This is a genomic window from Mumia sp. Pv4-285 (assembly GCF_041320275.1).
In the GTDB taxonomy this organism is placed as follows: domain Bacteria; phylum Actinomycetota; class Actinomycetes; order Propionibacteriales; family Nocardioidaceae; genus Mumia; species Mumia qirimensis.
This window is the reverse complement of the sequence record NZ_CP162023.1, coordinates 3,309,766-3,325,752: the sequence shown is the minus strand read 5'-3', so window position 1 is coordinate 3,325,752 and position 15,987 is coordinate 3,309,766. Positions and strand designations below refer to the sequence as shown.

Here is a 15,987-nt window from a genome sequence, read left to right as displayed (position 1 = left end):
TAGTGCCATTGTTATCGCACGGTAATCGGAAGACATTTCCGAAATACCGAAACATTGCGCTGAGGGAGCTGTCATGAGGTCCAGAAGGCACGTACGAAGGGTCCTCACCGTGCTCGCGGTGATGGCGGCCGTCACGATGACGTTCTCTCCCGCACGCGCGCTGGAGGTGCCCAAGACTCTCATCGCCGAGGACTTCCCCGATCCCGAGATCGTGAGGGTCGGCAACACCTGGTACGCCTACGCGACCAACAACTTCCGCCACGTCCCGGTCGCCAGCGCCCCGACGATCGACGGGCCGTGGACCGTACGGGGGGACGCGATGCCGGGTGGGCCGTCGCCGAGCTGGGCGCAGGCCGGGGCGACCTGGGCGCCCGACGTGCAACCCAACCCCGACGGAACGCTCACCATGACGTACACGGCGCGCCACGCGTCCTCTGGTCGGCAGTGCATCGGCGTCGCCACCGCGACGTCGCCGCTGGGCCCGTTCACGCCTGCAGCCGGCGGACCGCTGATCTGCCCCCTGTCCCAAGGTGGTGCGATCGATGCGAACACGTTCGTCGCCGCGAACGGGACGCGCTATCTCCTCTGGAAGAACGACGGCAACGCGATAGGGCAGTCGTCGACACTGTGGCTCAGTCAGACGACGAACAATGGGACAGCGCTCGTCGGCGCCGCGACCGCACTGATCACCACGCCCGCCGGATCCGTCATCGAGGCTCCGGACCTCGTACAGCGCGGCAGCTCGTACACGCTGGTCTACTCCGCCGGCGGCTACGGAGGGTGCGGCTACTCGACCTACTTCTCCTCGGCACCCAGTCTCAACGGCCCCTGGGCGACCGGTCAGGTCCTGATGACGCAAGGGAACTCCGGCATCTGCGGACCGGGCGGAGGCGACGTCGTCACCGCTGCGGACGGGCTCACCGGCGGCGACAAGTTCGTCTTCCACGGGTGGGTGAGCGGCGCGCGCCACATGTTCTCGATCGACCTTTCGTGGGCCGGCACGACTCCCGTCCAAGGCGGGCGCCGAGCGTCGTCGCTGGACGGCGACATGCGTTCCGAGATCGCGTACGTCGAAGCGTCCGGCGACGTCCGCGCCTGGCACAACGACGGGGGCTTCCTCGCGAACCCGTACGGCAGCTCGACCGTCATCACCAGCGGGTACGCCCCCGAGCGGCTGCGGTTTGCCGACCTCGACGACGACGGCTTGGTTGAGATGATCCACGTCCAGTCCGACGGCCAGATCCGCGCCTGGCACAACGACGGCGGGTTCGCGGCCTCGCCGTTCGGGCAGTCGCACGTCATCGCGGCGGGTTTCACCGATCCGTCGCGGGTCCGCTTCGCCGACCTCGACGACGACGGTCGTGCTGAGCTCATCTCCATCCAGCCCAACGGCGAGGTGTGGGCCTGGCACAACGACGGCGCGTTCAGTGCGAACCCGTACGGCAACTCGGTCGTCATCGCCGCCGGGTTCACCCCCGACCGCACGACGTTCACCGATCTCGATGCCGACGGCCGGGCGGAGATCACCCTCGTCCAGCCGAACGGTGACGTCTGGGCCTGGCACAACGACGCCGGCTTCGCTTCCTCTCCGTACGGGACGTCGGTCGTGGTCGCGGACGGCTTCACCGATCCGTCGCGGCTGCGCTTCGCCGACCTCGATGACGACGGCCGTGCCGAGGTGGCGGTCATCCTCGCCAACGGTGACGTCCGTGCCTGGCACAACGACGGCGGCTTCGCGGTCCGGCCCTACGGCATCTCCGTGATCGTCGCCGGCGGGTTCGTCGATCCGGCGCGCACCTTCTTCCTCTGACCGCGACCCACACACGTCCAGAAGTTCGATCCAGGGAGGCTGGCATGACCGACGTATCCAGAAGACGGATTCTCCAACTCAGCGGCGGGGTGGCGGCAGGAGGTGCACTCGTCGTCGCCGCTCCGAAAGCGCTCGTGCCCGAGGCGGCGGCCGACACCTTCGTCTCGACCGCGCTCGGCCCCGGCAGCCCCGAGCCGAACGTCGAGAACGCCAAGCACTGGTGGCTCCCGCAGCGCAACGTGTGGACGCCGATCGGGTGGAAGGGGCACCTGTTCCGCTTCAACTCGATCTACAACGGCGCGCTCATCTGCGACCCGAGCTGGGTGATCGCGGCAAAGCCCAACACTCAGCCGTACTTCGGCAAGAACTTCCAGCTCACGGTCGTCATGCCGCAGCGTGGGGGCGGCTTCCCGAGCTTCCCGACGTCGGTGCACGAGGTGTGGGACGACGACCTCGGGTTCCGCAAGCAGGGCTGGGAGGAAGACCGCGACGCGCCGGTCCTGTGGACGGAGTACCGCCGCCAGGAGGGCCTGATCATCCGGCAGACCGTCTTCGGCCACATCCCGGGCGGGGGTGACGTGGAGACCGCGGTCGAACCGATCTATGCCTGGGTCCGATTCGAGGTCGTGTACGTCGATCCGGTGAAGGCGCCGAAGGACTTCACGTTCCAGCTGTGGCTGAGCAAGGCGTACATGAAGCCCCGCGGCCCGTACGAGCAGGAGAACGGCGTCCCGCTGACCGTCGTGCCGGACGAGGCGCCGATCGCTGGTGGCCTGACGATGCAGCGGGTATGGAACCCCGCCGGCAAGGCGATCACCGTCCCGATCACCGACAAGGACGACAACGTACGCCTCATGGTGACCACCGCCGAGAAGGGCACCATCGCCATGGAGGAGAACTCCGGGCGGGACGGCGTGTACGACCTGCGGCTCGGACTGCCGGTGAAGGTCGGCGCCCACGTCGACCTCCAGATCCCGATGCTCCCGCAGCCGCTCGCCGACGTGAAGGCCGAGATCGCTCCCGGGCGCGATGCGGTGCTCGCCGAGTGCGAGGCGTACTGGCAGCAGCGTGAGGCCACGGTGGCGACTGTCCGCACGCCCGAGAACTACGTCAACCAGGTGCTGCGGCGAGGCCCCCAGCTCGCGGAGATCGTCGCCGAGAAGAGTCCGGACACCGGGCTCTACTCGTTCCTCTCCGGTTCGTACGCGTACGACGTGCTCTGGAGCACGCCGACGTCGATGGTCAGCCACATGTTCCTCGACCGGCTCGGCTACCACGACGTGGTCGAGAAGCATGCGGAGATCTACATGGTCACGCAGGGGACGCGCAAACCGCCCAGCTCGGTGTTCCCCGAGGGGTCGTACCCCGGCTACCTCTCGACTCCGAAGACCCTGCAGTCGATCGACTGGATGAGCGATCACGGCGCGATCCTCGAGATCTTGAGCACCCACGCCCTTGTCACCGACCGACGGGAGTTCATCGACCGGTGGGTCGAGCCGATCGTGAAGGCGTGCGACTACATCGTCGACGCCTGCGCGAGGACGAACCACGACGGCGTGAAGGGCATCATGCCGCCGGGTCACTCGACCGACGAGGGGGTGGAGACGCAGGGCTTCATCGCCCAGTGCTTCACGTACAAGGGCCTGCGCTCCGCGATCACGCTGCTGGAGCGGGAGCAGCATCCGAGGGCAGCCGAGTTCGCCGCGTTCGCCGACGGCTTCAAGCAGACCTTCGTCGAGGCCATCCACGCACTCGCAGACCGCTCGAAGAAGTGGACCGACGAGGACGGCAAGGAGTGGCCGGTGTTCCCGCCGCAGTTCGCGGGCGAAGGCGTGTGGGACGACTTCACGATGCTCGACACCGGAGCGTTGATGTCGGTGTGGGCGGGCCTGATGCCGGCCTCCGACCCGTTGATGAGGTCGTTCGTCGAGTTCTTCCGGGTCGGTCCCAACACGAAGCTGTTCGACCCCGTGCACCACTCGGCGCTCTATCGGGCGGTCCTCGACCACGAGCAGTCGTCGAGCGAGCCTTGCTACAGCTGGAACATGTTCCACAACTGGGAGCTCGGTGACCGCGACCGCTACCTGGAAGGGATGTACGGACTGCTGGTCGGTGGACTGTCGCAGGACACCTACATCTCCAGCGAGCACCGGCACGCGATCTACGGCAACCTCTTCAGCCATCCGATCGTCGTGTGGTCGGTCCTGCACTCCGTGATCGACGACTCGATCTCACCTCAGGATCTGCACCTGATGCGGATGTGTCCGAACGAGTGGCTCTCGTCCGAGCAGAAGACCGAGTTCCTCAACGTCCCGACCACGTACGGCCAGGTCGACCTCGCGTTCGAGCTCTCGCAGGACGGGCGGACTCTCGACGTCCGCTGGAAGGGGCGGTGGCACCACCCGCCCCGCAAGGTCGTCCTGCACGGCGTCCCCGGCTCGGGCGTGAAGTGGATCAAGGTCAACGGCCGCAAGTACCGCGCACAGGAGAGGATCGTCCTCTGATGTCCCAGAAGTCACTCACGCGCACCGGCGTGCTCGCGACCGCGCTAGTCGTCGGGCTCTCGGGCACGCACGCCGCCGAGGCGAGCGCCACGCCACGCGACGGACGCGACAAGGTCCGCCACCACAAGAAGGCCGAGCCGACGTGGAACGCCGATCGTCTCCTCGAGCGAGGGACGAACAAGAAGGCACCGCGTACGCCGTCGGCAGCGGCCGGCGAGAACACCGCGCGCTCGCTCGCGGCGAGCGCCCTTCCTCCGGATGTCACCGGTGATGGCCGCGCCGACCTCGTCGCGCAGATGTCCGCCGCCGACGCCGGGGCGATCCGCATCTACGACACCACCGGGTCGACGACGTCCAACCCGTGGGAGGAGACCTACCGGACGACGGCCACACGATGGGAGTTCGCCGACCTCGCGGTCCTCGCCGACGTCACGGGAGATGCGAAGGACGACCTGATCGTCCGCGACCCTGGTGCCGACGGGGGGACCCTGTGGATCTATCCCAACAACGGCGACCCAGCCGATCCGTGGACCACACGGGTCCACGCGGGGACGGGATGGAACCTGGCCGACACGATCCGGGTCGGAGACGTCACCGGCGACGGGTCTGCCGACCTTCTCGTCCGCGATCCATCCAACTCGGGCGGGACGCTTTGGGTCTACCGCGGCAACGGCTCGACGACGTCGAACCCGTGGACGCAGTCGCCGATCTGGTCGGGCACCGGCTGGAACCTCGCGAACGCCCTGATGCTCGGCGACGCGACGGGTGACGGCAACCCCGACATCGTCGCGCGCGACGGCAGCGGCAACATCCTCGTGTATCCGCACAACGGAGCGACGACGTCGAACTTCTGGACGTCGATCGTCACCGGCGTGACCGGCTTCGGACTGGGTGACCGGCTCGAGCTCGCCGACGTCACCGCGGACGGCAGGCCGGACATCATCGCGCGCACGGAGTCGGGGACGCTCCGGGTCCACCCCAGCCTCGGCACCACACCGGGCAGCATGTGGTCGCCGTCGACCAGCTTCCCGGCAGGCAGCGGGTTCACCTATGCGACCGGGATCCTCGTGGGCGACGTCGACGGTGACGGGCGGCCCGAGCTGGCAGCACGCCTCGGGACCGGACAGAGCTTGTTCGTCCTTCCGAACAACGGGTCGACGTCGGGCAACCCTTGGACCACCTTGCGCGCCGCCGGCACCGAGTGGGGATTCGCCTCTCGGATCCTCGTCGACGACGTGAACGGCGACGGCCGTCAGGATCTCCTCGTCCTCGACCGCGCGGCGGCCAACGGCACGCTGTGGATCTATCTCCACAACGGTGCGGCGACCGGGAACCCGTGGCCGAGCCGGTACTTCGCCGGCACCGGATGGAACATCTTCGACATGATCCTCGCGGGTGACGTGACAGGCGACGGCAAGTCGGACCTCGTCGGACGGCAGCCGGGCGGTGACCTCTACGCCTACCCGGGCAACGGCTCGACGACGAGCTTCCCCTGGGACCCGCGAGTGTGGGTCGGCAGCAACTGGCAGCAGGCCTCGCAGCTCGCGCTCCACGACTTCGACGACGACGGGTATGCCGACCTGGTCGATCTCGAGAACGACGGCTCGCTGTGGGTCTTCCCGACCGCGACCGGAGACCCGATCACCATCGACGGCGACTGGTCCGGTGTGACGTCGCTCGACGTCGCCCACGTCGACGGGACGGGCCACCCTGACCTCGTCGTACGTGACTCCTCGGGGTCGGTCTGGATCCATCCAGGCAACGGCGCGACCGCCAGCAACCCCTGGACGGCGCCGCGCCGCTTCGGCGGAAACGGTTTCGAGTCCGCGATCTCGTTCGGGATGTGACGGCCATGAGCCGGCACAAGAAGGAGAGCGTCAGCACGGCGCAGGCCCCTGCGCCCCGAGGCTGGTACTCGCAGGCGGTGGTGGTCGGCGATCTCGTCGTCACCGCCGGCTTCGGGCCGGTCGATCCGGTGACGCGCGAGCTCGTCGGAGGTGACGACGTGGCAGAGCAGACGCGTCAGACGCTGCGCAACGTCGCCGCCGCCCTCGCCGCTTCCGGTGCGGACCTGCAGGACACGGTGAAGGTCACCGCACACCTGGCGGACGTCGAGCGTGACTGGGACGCGTTCGACGCGGCGTACCGCGAGTTCTTCACCGAGCCCCTGCCCGTGCGGACGACGGCGGGATCGGAGCTCGGCGGGATCCTGGTGGAGATCGACGTGATGGCGGTGAAGGGCTGCGGGCCGCCCGCAGTGTGACCGACCTCGGTGATGCCGCTCGCTCACGCGGGCGGCATCACCGCACGGCCTCGCCGGGCGCCACGTCGAGCAGGGGGAGCTCCTCCCTGGTAGGAAGCCCTTCCCAGTCGCCGCGGGAGCCCACCGCGAAGGCGCCGACGGTGTTGGCGCGAAGGAGACGGGCAGTCTCGGACAGCCCGTCGAGCACGCCCGACAGGTAGCCGGCCACGAACGCGTCTCCCGCGCCGACGGTGTCGACGACGCTCACCCGACGAGCGGGGGAGTGCATGACTCCGTCGGTCGAGTACGAGGTTGCGCCCTCCGCGCCGTGCTTCACCACGACGGTGCGCGCGCCGTGCTCGAGCAGTTGCGCGGCCTGGTCGGCGAGCGACTCTGCGGTCGCGACGAGCGGCAGCTCGTCCTCGGACGCGATGACGACGTCGGCCAAGCCTGCCAGGGTCGCCAACGCCGATCGAGCATCCTCGGCCGACCACAGACGACTGCGGTGGTTGACGTCGAGAGACACCAGGGCGCCGTGGTCGCGGGCCTGACGTGCGGCGGCGCGGACCGCGTCCGCCGCTGCGGGGCTGAGAGCCATCGTGAGCCCCGTGAGGTGGACGATCTGCGGAGCATCGTCGGCGAACGCAGCGGTCACGTCCTCGACAGAGACCATGCTCCCGGCCGAGTGGCGCCGGTGGTAGTCGACCCGCGTCAGGCCGCCGAGTCGTTCCTCGAAGACGACGATGCCGGTCGGTTCGGGCCTGCGGCGGACGCACGAGACGTCGACGCCCTCCGCCGTGAGCGTACGAACGACGAGCTCCCCGATCTGGTCGGGCCCGACGGCTCCGACCCACCGGCACGCGTGCCCCAGGCGAGCCAGCCCGATCGCGACGTTGCTCTCGGCACCTGCGACGCCCAGACTCACCGCGTCCCCGAGGTTCACCCGTCCGGCGCTGCGGAGGCAGCCCATCGCTTCACCGAGCGTCAGCACCTCAGGCATCAGCGGTCTCCTTCCAGGCGTCGACGAACGACCGCGCGCGTGCCCGGAGGTCGTCCCAGTGCTCCCCGACGACCGCGTGTTCACTGACGAGAGAGCTTCCGACACCGACGCCGACTGCTCCCGCCGACGCGTAGGCCCGGATGTTGCCGCGGTCGACACCGCCTGTGGGCAGGAGCGGGACCTCCGGGAGAGGGTCGCGCACGGCGCGGAGGTAGTCCGGGCCACCGACGCTCGCGACCGGGAAGACCTTGACGACGTCGGCGCCGAGACGCCACGCCTGGTCGATCTCTGTGGGGGTGAGCGCGCCGCAGGCCACGGGGACACCGTGCTCGCCGGCGACGGCGAGGACGCCGGGGACGGTCGTCGGCGTCACGAGGAAGTGGGCACCCGCCGAGATCGCAGCGCGCGCGTCGTCGGGCGTCCGGACGGTCCCCATGCCGACCCTGGCCTCGGGTCGTCGTCGGCGCCAGCGCTCGATCGTGGCGCATGCGCCGGGTGTCGTTGCGGTGACCTCGAGGAAGGTGACACCGCCGTCGACGAGCGCGTCGACGAGAGCGTCGGGGGCAGCCGTGCCGCGAAGGCGGACGATTGCTACGACACCGGTGATGCTTGGGCCCGAGACCGGGAGACTCGCCACACGCAGACCTTTCTTCGGCATTGTGAAGACACATTCGAGATATAGAATAGTCTAGGCCCGGGCGGCGACGTTTCACCATTCTGCCCACTGCAACGATGCACCGGCAACGGCGACGAGAGGCAAAGGTTGACCCATGGATGATCGCAGCAAGGCGGGAGATCGGCCGGCGTCCCCTGGGGTTGACCGGGCTCTCACGGTTCTCGAGCACCTGGTCGAGGCCGAGGAGGAGCTCACGCTCACGGCCCTCGCCAAGGTGACCAACATCCCGCTGGCGACCTGCGCGAGCATCGTCTACACGCTCGAGCAGCGCGGGTACGCCACGCGGCGCGTGGTCGGGCGCAGCCACTTCTGGCGCCCGACGCTGCGGCTGTACGGGCTCGCGAGCCAGCTGGTCCGCGACGCGGACCTCTCGAGGGTGGCGACGAGTGAGATGAGGATGCTCGCCGACAAGCTCGGCATGCCCGTGCACATGGGGGTTCTCGACGGACACTCGGTGGTGTACGTCGCCAAGGCCGCGACGCCAGGATTCGTCCAGTTCGACACCTACTCCGGCAAGATTGCTCCCTTCAACCTCACGGCCCTGGGCCGCGCCATCGCCGCGTACCTCGACCCCGACGAGCTCGAGCCGCTGTTGTCGAGGCTGACGCCGGGCCGCGGCCCCAATGCGCCGAAGGGCGGGCGCAAGGCCTTCCTCTCGCTCCTCGAGGACGTGCGCCAGCACGGCTATGCGATGGAGGAGGAAGAGGAGCAGGCCGAGATCTCATGCGTGGCCGCCCCGTTCTTCGGGATCGACGGCCACGTCGCCGGGGCGTTGGGTGTGACGGGCTTCGCGCGTGACCTCACACCGGATCGCATGCGGGACGCCGCCACGGGGCTGGTCGGTCTGACGACCGAGGTCTCACGGCGCCTTGGATGTCCCGCCGAATCGTTGCCAAGGGCGGTTCCGGTCTCGTAATGTTCGCGTATCGGAAATCATTTCCGGTATTTCGAGCATGGAGGTCGGTGTGGGTTCAGTCGCCGCACTCTGGTCGCAGTCTGGTCGCGAGGCCCTCGGACGCTGGTTGCCGGACGCGCTGGTCGTCGTCCCCGTCGGGGCGACCGAGCAGCACGGACCTCATCTGGCCACGGGCACGGACGCCTTCCTGGCGGAAGCGGTCGCCTGGCAGGGCTCGCAGGCCGCGGCCCAGCGGTCGAGCCGCACTCTCCTCGTCGCGCCGACGATCGGCTACGGAGTCTCGGGCCACCATCTGCCGTTCGGCGGGACGCTCTCGCTGAAGCCGGCGACGCTCCTCGCCCTCCTCGGCGACGTGTTCGGATCGGTCGCGGCACAGGGCGGTCGACGCGTGGTCGTGGTCAACGGCCACGGTGGGAACGTCGGTATCTGCCAGGCGGCAGCCGCCGACGCCGCATCGTCCCTCGGACTCGCCGTGGCCCACCTCGACTACTGGCGGCTGGCTCCTCGGGAGGACGACGTCTTCGCCCCAGGGCACGCGGGCGAGTTCGAGACGTCCTTGATGCTGGCGCTCCACCCTGAGACGACAACCGTCCCGGAGGCGCGGTCGACGAGTCCTGCGGTCCTGGCGGTCGAGGACGTGGGCGTCCACACGCCCGCGCTGTGGCAGGCGATCGACGGCTACACCGACGAGCCTGCCAAGGCGGAGGCGGTGGCCGGACGGAGTCGGCTCGACCACCTCGTGGCGCGAGCGGCCGACCGTTTCATCGAGCTGGCCGAGGCGCTGTGATCGACTTCCACACCCACACGCCGTCCTGGCGTACCACCAGCTGGCTGGGAGGGGTCGCCTTCGGGGTCGACGACTTCGTCGCATTCATGGACGGGGCGGGGATCGAACAAGCCGTCGTCCTCAGCCATGACGGCCTGTTCGACCCCTCGCCGACGACGAACGACGATCTTGCGGCGTTCGTCGGTGAGCATCCCGACCGGCTGCTCGGTTTCGGCACCGTCCATCCCCGACTCGATGGTGCTGCAGCGGAGGTGGAGCGGATGATGGGGCCGCTCGGTCTCCGCGGGCTCAAGCTCCATCCTTGGTTGCAGGGGTTCAGCATGCACGAGGCCGGCCTCGACCCGGTCTGCGAGGTGCTCGCGGGGGCGGGCGGCATCCTGCTCAGCCACGACGGCACCCCGCCGTACTCGACTGCCACCCAGATCGCCGCGCTCGCGCGCCGTCATCCGACGCTCCAGGTCGTCCTCGGGCACGGAGGTCTGCACGACACGTGGCGTGAGGCGCTCGCGGCGGTGGTGGAGACGGAGAACCTCTACCTCTGCATCTGCGGCACCCCGCCGTACGCGGCACGCGCCATCCTTGCTGCAGCACCACCGCACAAGGTGCTCTTCGGCACCGACGCCGGTCTCTCCGACCGCACCAGCCAGGACTACGCGGTCGCTCGGGTCCAAGAGATCGACGGGTGGGGCATCACGCCCGCGCAACGCCACGCGATGCTCGTCGACAACCCTCGCGCGCTCCTCGCCGGTCCGCGATGAGAGCGACCGTCGCCGCCGTCCACACGGCACCGATGACGCTCGAAGTGAACCCCGACCTCGTCGTGCGCGGTGCGCGCGGCGTGCATGCCAGGTCCGACTTCCTCCTGGTCCGGATCGTGACGAGCGACGGGGTCGAGGGTTTTGGCGAGGTGAGCGCGACGCCGTTGTGGAGCGGTGAGGACGGCACCACCGCCGAGCACTTCGTACGCACCCTGCTGGCGCCGGCGATCATCGGACGTCCGATCGCCCCTGTGGCCGATCTCGAGGACGTGATGGACCGCGTGCTCGCGCGGAATCCCTTCACGAAGGCCGGCGTCTCCACAGCGCTCTGGGACGCCTACGCGCGGACGCTCGACGTCCCGCTCGCGGTCGCGCTCGGGGGTCCCCGGCGCGACGTCGTCGACATCAAGCTCTCGCTGTCGGGAGACGGAGACGCTCTCCCCCCGATGGTCGCCGCAGCGCGACGACTCGGTTTCGACGCCTTCAAGGTGAAGGTGGGTCTGGGGGTCGACGGTGACGTCGAGCGCGTGCGGCACGTACGAGACGTGGTCGGCCCCGACGTGTTCGTGGGAGCTGATGCGAACGGCGGATGGAGCCGGACGGATGCTGCGCGCGCGATCCCGCTGATCGCCTCGGCCGGCGCGGCTTTCATCGAGCAGCCCGTCGACCCCGACGACCTCGAAGGCCTCGCCGCCGCCCGCAGGTACGGTCTCCCGGTGATCGCCGACGAAGCGGTCTTCGGGATGGCGGACCTCACGCGGTTGGTCCGCGCTGATGCCGCGGACTGCGTGAGCCTCTACGTCGGCAAGAGCGGAGGGCCGGGACGTGCGTTCGCGATGGGGAGTGTCGCGGCCGAGTTCGGTCTCGACGTGGTGATCGGCTCGAACGGTGAGTTCGGTCTCGGGGCTGCGGCGCAGCTGCACGTCGCGTGCGCTCTCCCACGGTTGTCGTCGAGCATCCCGTCAGACGTCATCGGCGCCTTCTACTACCGCGAGGACGTGCTCGCCGCCCCGCTCGACACCGACGGCCGCACGGTCCGGCTGGGCGCCGGCCCCGGCCTCGGTGTCCGCCCACGACCTGACCTGATCGAGGAGCTCCGATGATCGTCGACGTCCACGCCCACACACCCACGCACCGGGATGCCGTGCCGGACGCCGAACGCCAGGTGTTCACGACCTGGCGTACGGATCGCCCCGTGGTCACGACGAACTCCTGGGCGGACTTCGACACCGCGATGGATGCCGCTGACGTCACGATCGTCTTCAACATCGCCGTGCCCGACCCGGCGGCCGCGACCGGCATCCCGCATCCCCCCGAGCGGACGAACGACGCCACGGCAGAGTTCGTCGCACACGATCCTTCCCGGCGGATCGGGTTCATGTCGGTGGATCCGACGGAGCCCGACGCGTTCGACGAGGCCGAGCGGTGCCGCGAGCTCGGTCTCGTGGGCGTCAAGCTGGGGCCGAACTATCAGAACTTCGACCCGCTCGGCGACGAGGCGCTCGCCTTCTACGGCTACTGCGAGCGGAACGCCCTCCCGATCGTCTTCCACCAGGGTGCTTCGCCGATCCGCGCCGCGCCGCTGCGCTACACGTATCCGTTGGTGACCGACGAGGTCGCGCTGCGGTTTCCCGAGCTGAGGATCGTGATGGCCCACATGGGGCACCCGTGGGGCAAGGAGACGGTCGTGACGATCCGGAAGCACCCGCACGTGTACGCCGACGTGTCGTCGATCTACCTGCGCCCGTGGGTCTGCTACGAGTCGCTGCTCGCGGCCGTCGAGTGGGGATGCACGCACAAGCTGCTGCTCGGATCCGACTTCCCCATCGCCAACACCGGAGAAGCGATCGCCGGTCTACGTGCCGTGAACTCGATCCTCGAGGGGACGGCGTTGCCGAGGGTTCCGGGCGAGCTCATCGAGGGAATCATCCACGCCGACGCGCTGTCCGCGCTCGGACTGAGCGTCGGCGCGCCGGCATGATCATCGACGCGCACGTCCGGCTCGGTCGCGGTCGAGAAGTCGTGCTCGAACGCGACGACCTCCTCTCCTCCATGGATCGCCTCGGGATCGACCGGGCACTGGTCGCACCGGACGAGCGGTGCATCGCCGTCGACAACCGCGAGGGCAACGAGCGGGTCGTCGCGGCAGCCCGGGCGTCCGAGGGGCGGCTGATCCCGTATGCGGTCGCCAATCCGTGGCGAGGGGCGGCAGCGGTCGACGAGCTGCGACGCGCTCGAGACGCCGGTGCGCGAGCGCTGTGCGTCGACAGCGTCCTTCAAGGCTTCGACCTGCTCGATGGGCTCCTCGACCCGCTCATCGAGCTCGCTGGGGACGAAGGCTGGTTCGTCTACGTCCGGACAGGGACGCCGCCGAACGCACTCCCGCTACCGCTCGCCAGCCTTGCGCGGCGCTTCCCCGAAGTCCCGTTCGTGATGGGACGTAGTGGTGCGACCGACTTCTGGATCGACGCGGCGCCCGCCCTGCGCTACGCCCCGAACCTCTACGGCGACACCTGCTACGCCCCCTGGGACACGGTCCTGTCGGCCCTTGCCGAGGACAGCGGCATCGGTGCGTCGCGTCTGGTCTTCTCGACGGATGCTCCCTACACCGTCCCCGAGGCCGAGCTGAGGCGGGTCACGGAGTGGCCGATCAGCGCGGCAGAGCGTGCCGAGGTGCTCGGCAACGTCGTGGCAAGGCTCCTCGGCTGAGGCGCGGCCCGTCCGCGGCAATCCCCTCGAACCCCTTGTGGACCGCCGACGGGGCGTTCTAGTATCTGACTACGCGAAAATGTTTTCGAAATAACGAAACTTCACTCGAGATGGGCGCAGACAGCTGATGACGATCGACGCAGGACCCAAGACATCGACCGAAGTGCAGGAGGGTGTCAGCGGCGACGCCGCTGCCCTCGTCACAGGCGTCTCGCCGGTTTTGGAGGTCCCGTTCACGGAGGAGGGCGAGATCGACGAGATCGGGTTCGCTCGAGTCGTCGACCACGTGATCAGCACCGGCGTGAGCAGCATGATGTTTCCCGGGTTCGCGTCGGAGTTCTACAAGCTGACCGAGGGAGAGCGCAGCCGCCTCCTGGAGATCCTTCTCGGGCGCACCGGCCCCCGCAAGGACGTCGCGGCCATCGTCGCCGTCCAGGACCACGCCACCGTGCTCGCGGCGAAGCGTGCGCGACAGGCCGTCGACGCAGGCGCCGACCTCATCAACCTGCTTCCCCCCTACCTCCTCACGCCGTCGCGGCGAGCGATCGTCGAGCACGTGGTCGCCGTTCTCGAGGCCGTCGCACCCACCCCGGTGGTGCTGCAGTACGCGCCGTCGGAGACCGGCACGAGCCTCGATGCCGGCATCATCGCCGGCCTCGCCGCAGCTCACCCCAACCTCCGGCTCGTCAAGGTCGAGTCGAGCCCGCCGGGGCGTCTCATCGGAGAGCTGGCGGCGCTCGATCCTCCGCTCGCCTCGATCGAGGGATACGCCGGCGTGCAGCTTCCGGACGCGTGGCGTCGCGGAGCCGTCGGGACTCAGCCCGGGTGCTCGTTCACCGAGATCTACGTACGGATCTGGAGCCTGCTCGAGTCGGGCGACGTCGCGGCGGGGGAGGACCTGCACCGGCGCCTGCTCCCGTACATCTCGTACTGGATGCTCGACACCGAGCTCATCATCGCCGCCGAGAAGCGCATCTCGTACCGTCGCGGTCTGTTCGCCAGCGACTTCTGCCGCGGACCGGCCCATCAGCTCGACGCAGAAGAGCTGCGTCGGATCGAGGTCTTCCTCGAGGAGTTCTCGGACCTGCTGCCAGATCTGTCCCCGCGGCATTGACGACAGCCCAACTACTGGCACAACCACCGAACGATGAAGGGGATGACCTGCAGTGTTTGCTTTGCGGAAGTTGTTGGTCGCCGGGACGGTCGCCGTCTCGATGACGGCGCTGGCGGCATGTGGTTCCGGGGGAGATGACCAGCCCGACGCGCCTGAGGCGTCGAGCTGGCAGAGCGAGATCGAGGGAGGGCCGATCGAGGTCGGCGTCCTCCCGGCAACGGGCACACCGTCGTTGGCCTTCTTGGACGACGTCGCCGCCACGATGGCGAAGGACATCTCCGGTACGGACGTGAAGCTCACGTTCGCCAACACGGAGGCGCGCCCGGCGCTGGAGCAGCGGTGGCGGTCGGGTGACGGCCTCGACGTCGACTACACGATGTTCGACGGCACCAACGACGCGTTGCTCGCATGGGCCGACGACGGCAAGCTCCTCGACCTCAAGCCGTACCTGGAGCAGGAGGACGAGACCACAGGCGCGCCGTGGCTCGACTCCTTCACGCCCGCCGTGCGTCAGTTCATGGAGCACCCGGAGAGCAAGGAGGTCTACGGCGTCCCGTCCGAGCTCTCGCTGCAGGTGCTCTTCTACAACGCGAAGCTCTTCAAGGACAACGGCATCGCTCCGCCGGCCACGTGGGACGACCTGACGGCGGCTGCCGACAAGCTCACCTCGGCCGGCGTCGACCCGATCGCAGTGACGGGACTCTTCGAGCCCTACATGGGGATGTGGACCGACAACCTGTGGATGCGCACGGTCGGTTACGAGAAGGCGCATGAAGTGCTGATCGAGGGCAAGGGCAGCATCACCGACGACCCCGGCTTCCTCGATGGCCTCGAGAAGATGGAGGAGCTGAGGGACAAGGGCGCGTTCCTCGAGGGATTCGAGGGGACGGACTTCACCGCCGCTCAGGCCCAGTTCTTCCAGGGGAAGGCCGGGATGATCCTCATGGGCAGCTGGCTCGTGAGCGAGATGAAGGACGTCATCCCAGCAGACTTCGAGCTCGGCGTCGTCGCCTTCCCGACGGTCGACGGCGGCACCGGAGACCAGGCAGGGATGATGGCCGCCGCGCAGCTCATGTCGGTCAATGCGGAGAGCGAGAACATCCCGCTCGCGCTCGAATGGGTCCGTCGTGTCACGAGCGTCGAGACCCAGACCGCGCGCGCCGAGGAGATCGGAGAGGTCTCGGCCGTCAAGGACGTCCCCAGTCCGCCCGGTCTGCCTGGCATCGCCGACGTCGTCGGTAGCGCGGACCAGCTCTTCCCCGCCTACTTCGGCCTCCTTCAGTCGAAGGCGAACGAGGTCGTCTATCCGGAGATCACGAAGCTGATGTTCGGCAAGCAGGACGCCGAGGAGACCCTCGCCGCGCTCGACGAGGGCCTGAAACGGGTCTACGGGAACTGACCTCGCGTTTTCCGTCGGCTGCCGCGAGTCCTGACTGAGGGCTCGCGGCAGCCCCCACCCGATCGGAGGACC

General features: G+C 68.7%; 14 protein-coding genes. 12 read left to right on the top strand and 2 right to left on the bottom strand.

What is annotated here, in order from left to right; all coding sequences use genetic code 11:
- Positions 1–73: 73 nt before the first annotated feature.
- Genes AB3M34_RS16005 through AB3M34_RS15990 form a run of 4 tightly spaced genes read left to right on the top strand, consistent with a single transcriptional unit; the run spans position 74 to position 6,577 of the window.
- Positions 74–1,810, top strand: coding sequence for a family 43 glycosylhydrolase (locus AB3M34_RS16005; protein ID WP_370615388.1), 1,737 nt, complete (start codon positions 74–76; stop codon positions 1,808–1,810).
- A 44-nt stretch (positions 1,811–1,854) separates the two neighbouring features.
- Positions 1,855–4,314: a hypothetical protein gene (locus AB3M34_RS16000; protein WP_370615386.1), complete on the top strand. Its 2,460-nt coding sequence runs from the start codon at positions 1,855–1,857 to the stop codon at positions 4,312–4,314.
- The gene (locus tag AB3M34_RS15995) at positions 4,314–6,161 is read left to right on the top strand and encodes an FG-GAP repeat domain-containing protein (RefSeq protein ID WP_370615384.1); all 1,848 of its coding nucleotides are present in this window, start codon (positions 4,314–4,316) and stop codon (positions 6,159–6,161) included. Before AB3M34_RS16000 ends, AB3M34_RS15995 begins: the two co-directional genes overlap by 1 nt.
- 5 nt (positions 6,162–6,166) lie before the next feature.
- On the top strand, positions 6,167–6,577 hold the full coding sequence (locus tag AB3M34_RS15990) for a RidA family protein (protein ID WP_370615382.1): 411 nt from the start codon (positions 6,167–6,169) through the stop codon (positions 6,575–6,577).
- Between the two features lie 37 nt (positions 6,578–6,614).
- On the opposite strand, the gene AB3M34_RS15985 is transcribed toward AB3M34_RS15990, so the two are convergent.
- Entirely contained in the window at positions 6,615–7,556 is a 942-nt protein-coding gene (locus AB3M34_RS15985; protein WP_370615381.1) for a sugar kinase, read from the bottom strand.
- Positions 7,549–8,193, bottom strand: coding sequence for a bifunctional 4-hydroxy-2-oxoglutarate aldolase/2-dehydro-3-deoxy-phosphogluconate aldolase (locus AB3M34_RS15980; RefSeq protein WP_370615379.1), 645 nt, complete (start codon positions 8,191–8,193; stop codon positions 7,549–7,551). Before AB3M34_RS15980 ends, AB3M34_RS15985 begins: the two co-directional genes overlap by 8 nt.
- A 133-nt stretch (positions 8,194–8,326) precedes the next feature.
- Between AB3M34_RS15980 and AB3M34_RS15975 the strand changes: the two genes are divergently transcribed.
- The 8 genes from AB3M34_RS15975 (at position 8,327) to AB3M34_RS15940 (ending at position 15,915) form a co-directional block, all read left to right on the top strand.
- Positions 8,327–9,148 carry an IclR family transcriptional regulator gene (locus AB3M34_RS15975; RefSeq protein WP_370615377.1) on the top strand — a complete coding sequence of 274 codons (822 nt, stop codon included), beginning with the start codon at positions 8,327–8,329 and terminating at the stop codon, positions 9,146–9,148.
- A gap of 49 nt (positions 9,149–9,197) precedes the next feature.
- Positions 9,198–9,935, top strand: coding sequence for a creatininase family protein (locus AB3M34_RS15970; protein WP_370615375.1), 738 nt, complete (start codon positions 9,198–9,200; stop codon positions 9,933–9,935).
- Positions 9,932–10,693 (top strand): amidohydrolase family protein, encoded by a 762-nt coding sequence (locus AB3M34_RS15965; RefSeq protein ID WP_370615374.1) that lies wholly within the window; start codon positions 9,932–9,934, stop codon positions 10,691–10,693. The genes AB3M34_RS15970 and AB3M34_RS15965 overlap by 4 nt, the downstream gene beginning before the upstream one ends.
- Before the next feature lie 32 nt (positions 10,694–10,725).
- On the top strand, positions 10,726–11,796 hold the full coding sequence (locus tag AB3M34_RS15960; RefSeq protein WP_370615373.1) for a mandelate racemase/muconate lactonizing enzyme family protein: 1,071 nt from the start codon (positions 10,726–10,728) through the stop codon (positions 11,794–11,796).
- Positions 11,793–12,674, top strand: coding sequence for an amidohydrolase family protein (locus AB3M34_RS15955; protein WP_370615372.1), 882 nt, complete (start codon positions 11,793–11,795; stop codon positions 12,672–12,674). Before AB3M34_RS15960 ends, AB3M34_RS15955 begins: the two co-directional genes overlap by 4 nt.
- Positions 12,671–13,402, top strand: coding sequence for an amidohydrolase family protein (locus AB3M34_RS15950; RefSeq protein WP_370615370.1), 732 nt, complete (start codon positions 12,671–12,673; stop codon positions 13,400–13,402). Before AB3M34_RS15955 ends, AB3M34_RS15950 begins: the two co-directional genes overlap by 4 nt.
- 127 nt (positions 13,403–13,529) lie before the next feature.
- Positions 13,530–14,516, top strand: coding sequence for a dihydrodipicolinate synthase family protein (locus AB3M34_RS15945; protein WP_370615368.1), 987 nt, complete (start codon positions 13,530–13,532; stop codon positions 14,514–14,516).
- Between the two features lie 61 nt (positions 14,517–14,577).
- The gene (locus tag AB3M34_RS15940; RefSeq protein ID WP_370615367.1) at positions 14,578–15,915 is read left to right on the top strand and encodes an ABC transporter substrate-binding protein; all 1,338 of its coding nucleotides are present in this window, start codon (positions 14,578–14,580) and stop codon (positions 15,913–15,915) included.
- Positions 15,916–15,987: the final 72 nt, after the last annotated feature.

What these genes read in the sequence shown, in the direction of transcription:
- AB3M34_RS16005 (WP_370615388.1), top strand. Translation starts at nt 74, where the DNA reads ATGAGGTCCAGAAGGCACGTACGAAGGGTCCTCACCGTGCTCGCGGTG.
- AB3M34_RS16000 (WP_370615386.1), top strand. Translation starts at nt 1,855, where the DNA reads ATGACCGACGTATCCAGAAGACGGATTCTCCAACTCAGCGGCGGGGTG.
- AB3M34_RS15995 (WP_370615384.1), top strand. Translation starts at nt 4,314, where the DNA reads ATGTCCCAGAAGTCACTCACGCGCACCGGCGTGCTCGCGACCGCGCTA.
- AB3M34_RS15990 (WP_370615382.1), top strand. Translation starts at nt 6,167, where the DNA reads ATGAGCCGGCACAAGAAGGAGAGCGTCAGCACGGCGCAGGCCCCTGCG.
- AB3M34_RS15985 (WP_370615381.1), bottom strand. Translation starts at nt 7,556, where the DNA reads ATGCCTGAGGTGCTGACGCTCGGTGAAGCGATGGGCTGCCTCCGCAGC.
- AB3M34_RS15975 (WP_370615377.1), top strand. Translation starts at nt 8,327, where the DNA reads ATGGATGATCGCAGCAAGGCGGGAGATCGGCCGGCGTCCCCTGGGGTT.
- AB3M34_RS15960 (WP_370615373.1), top strand. Translation starts at nt 10,726, where the DNA reads ATGACGCTCGAAGTGAACCCCGACCTCGTCGTGCGCGGTGCGCGCGGC.
- AB3M34_RS15955 (WP_370615372.1), top strand. Translation starts at nt 11,793, where the DNA reads ATGATCGTCGACGTCCACGCCCACACACCCACGCACCGGGATGCCGTG.
- AB3M34_RS15950 (WP_370615370.1), top strand. Translation starts at nt 12,671, where the DNA reads ATGATCATCGACGCGCACGTCCGGCTCGGTCGCGGTCGAGAAGTCGTG.
- AB3M34_RS15945 (WP_370615368.1), top strand. Translation starts at nt 13,530, where the DNA reads ATGACGATCGACGCAGGACCCAAGACATCGACCGAAGTGCAGGAGGGT.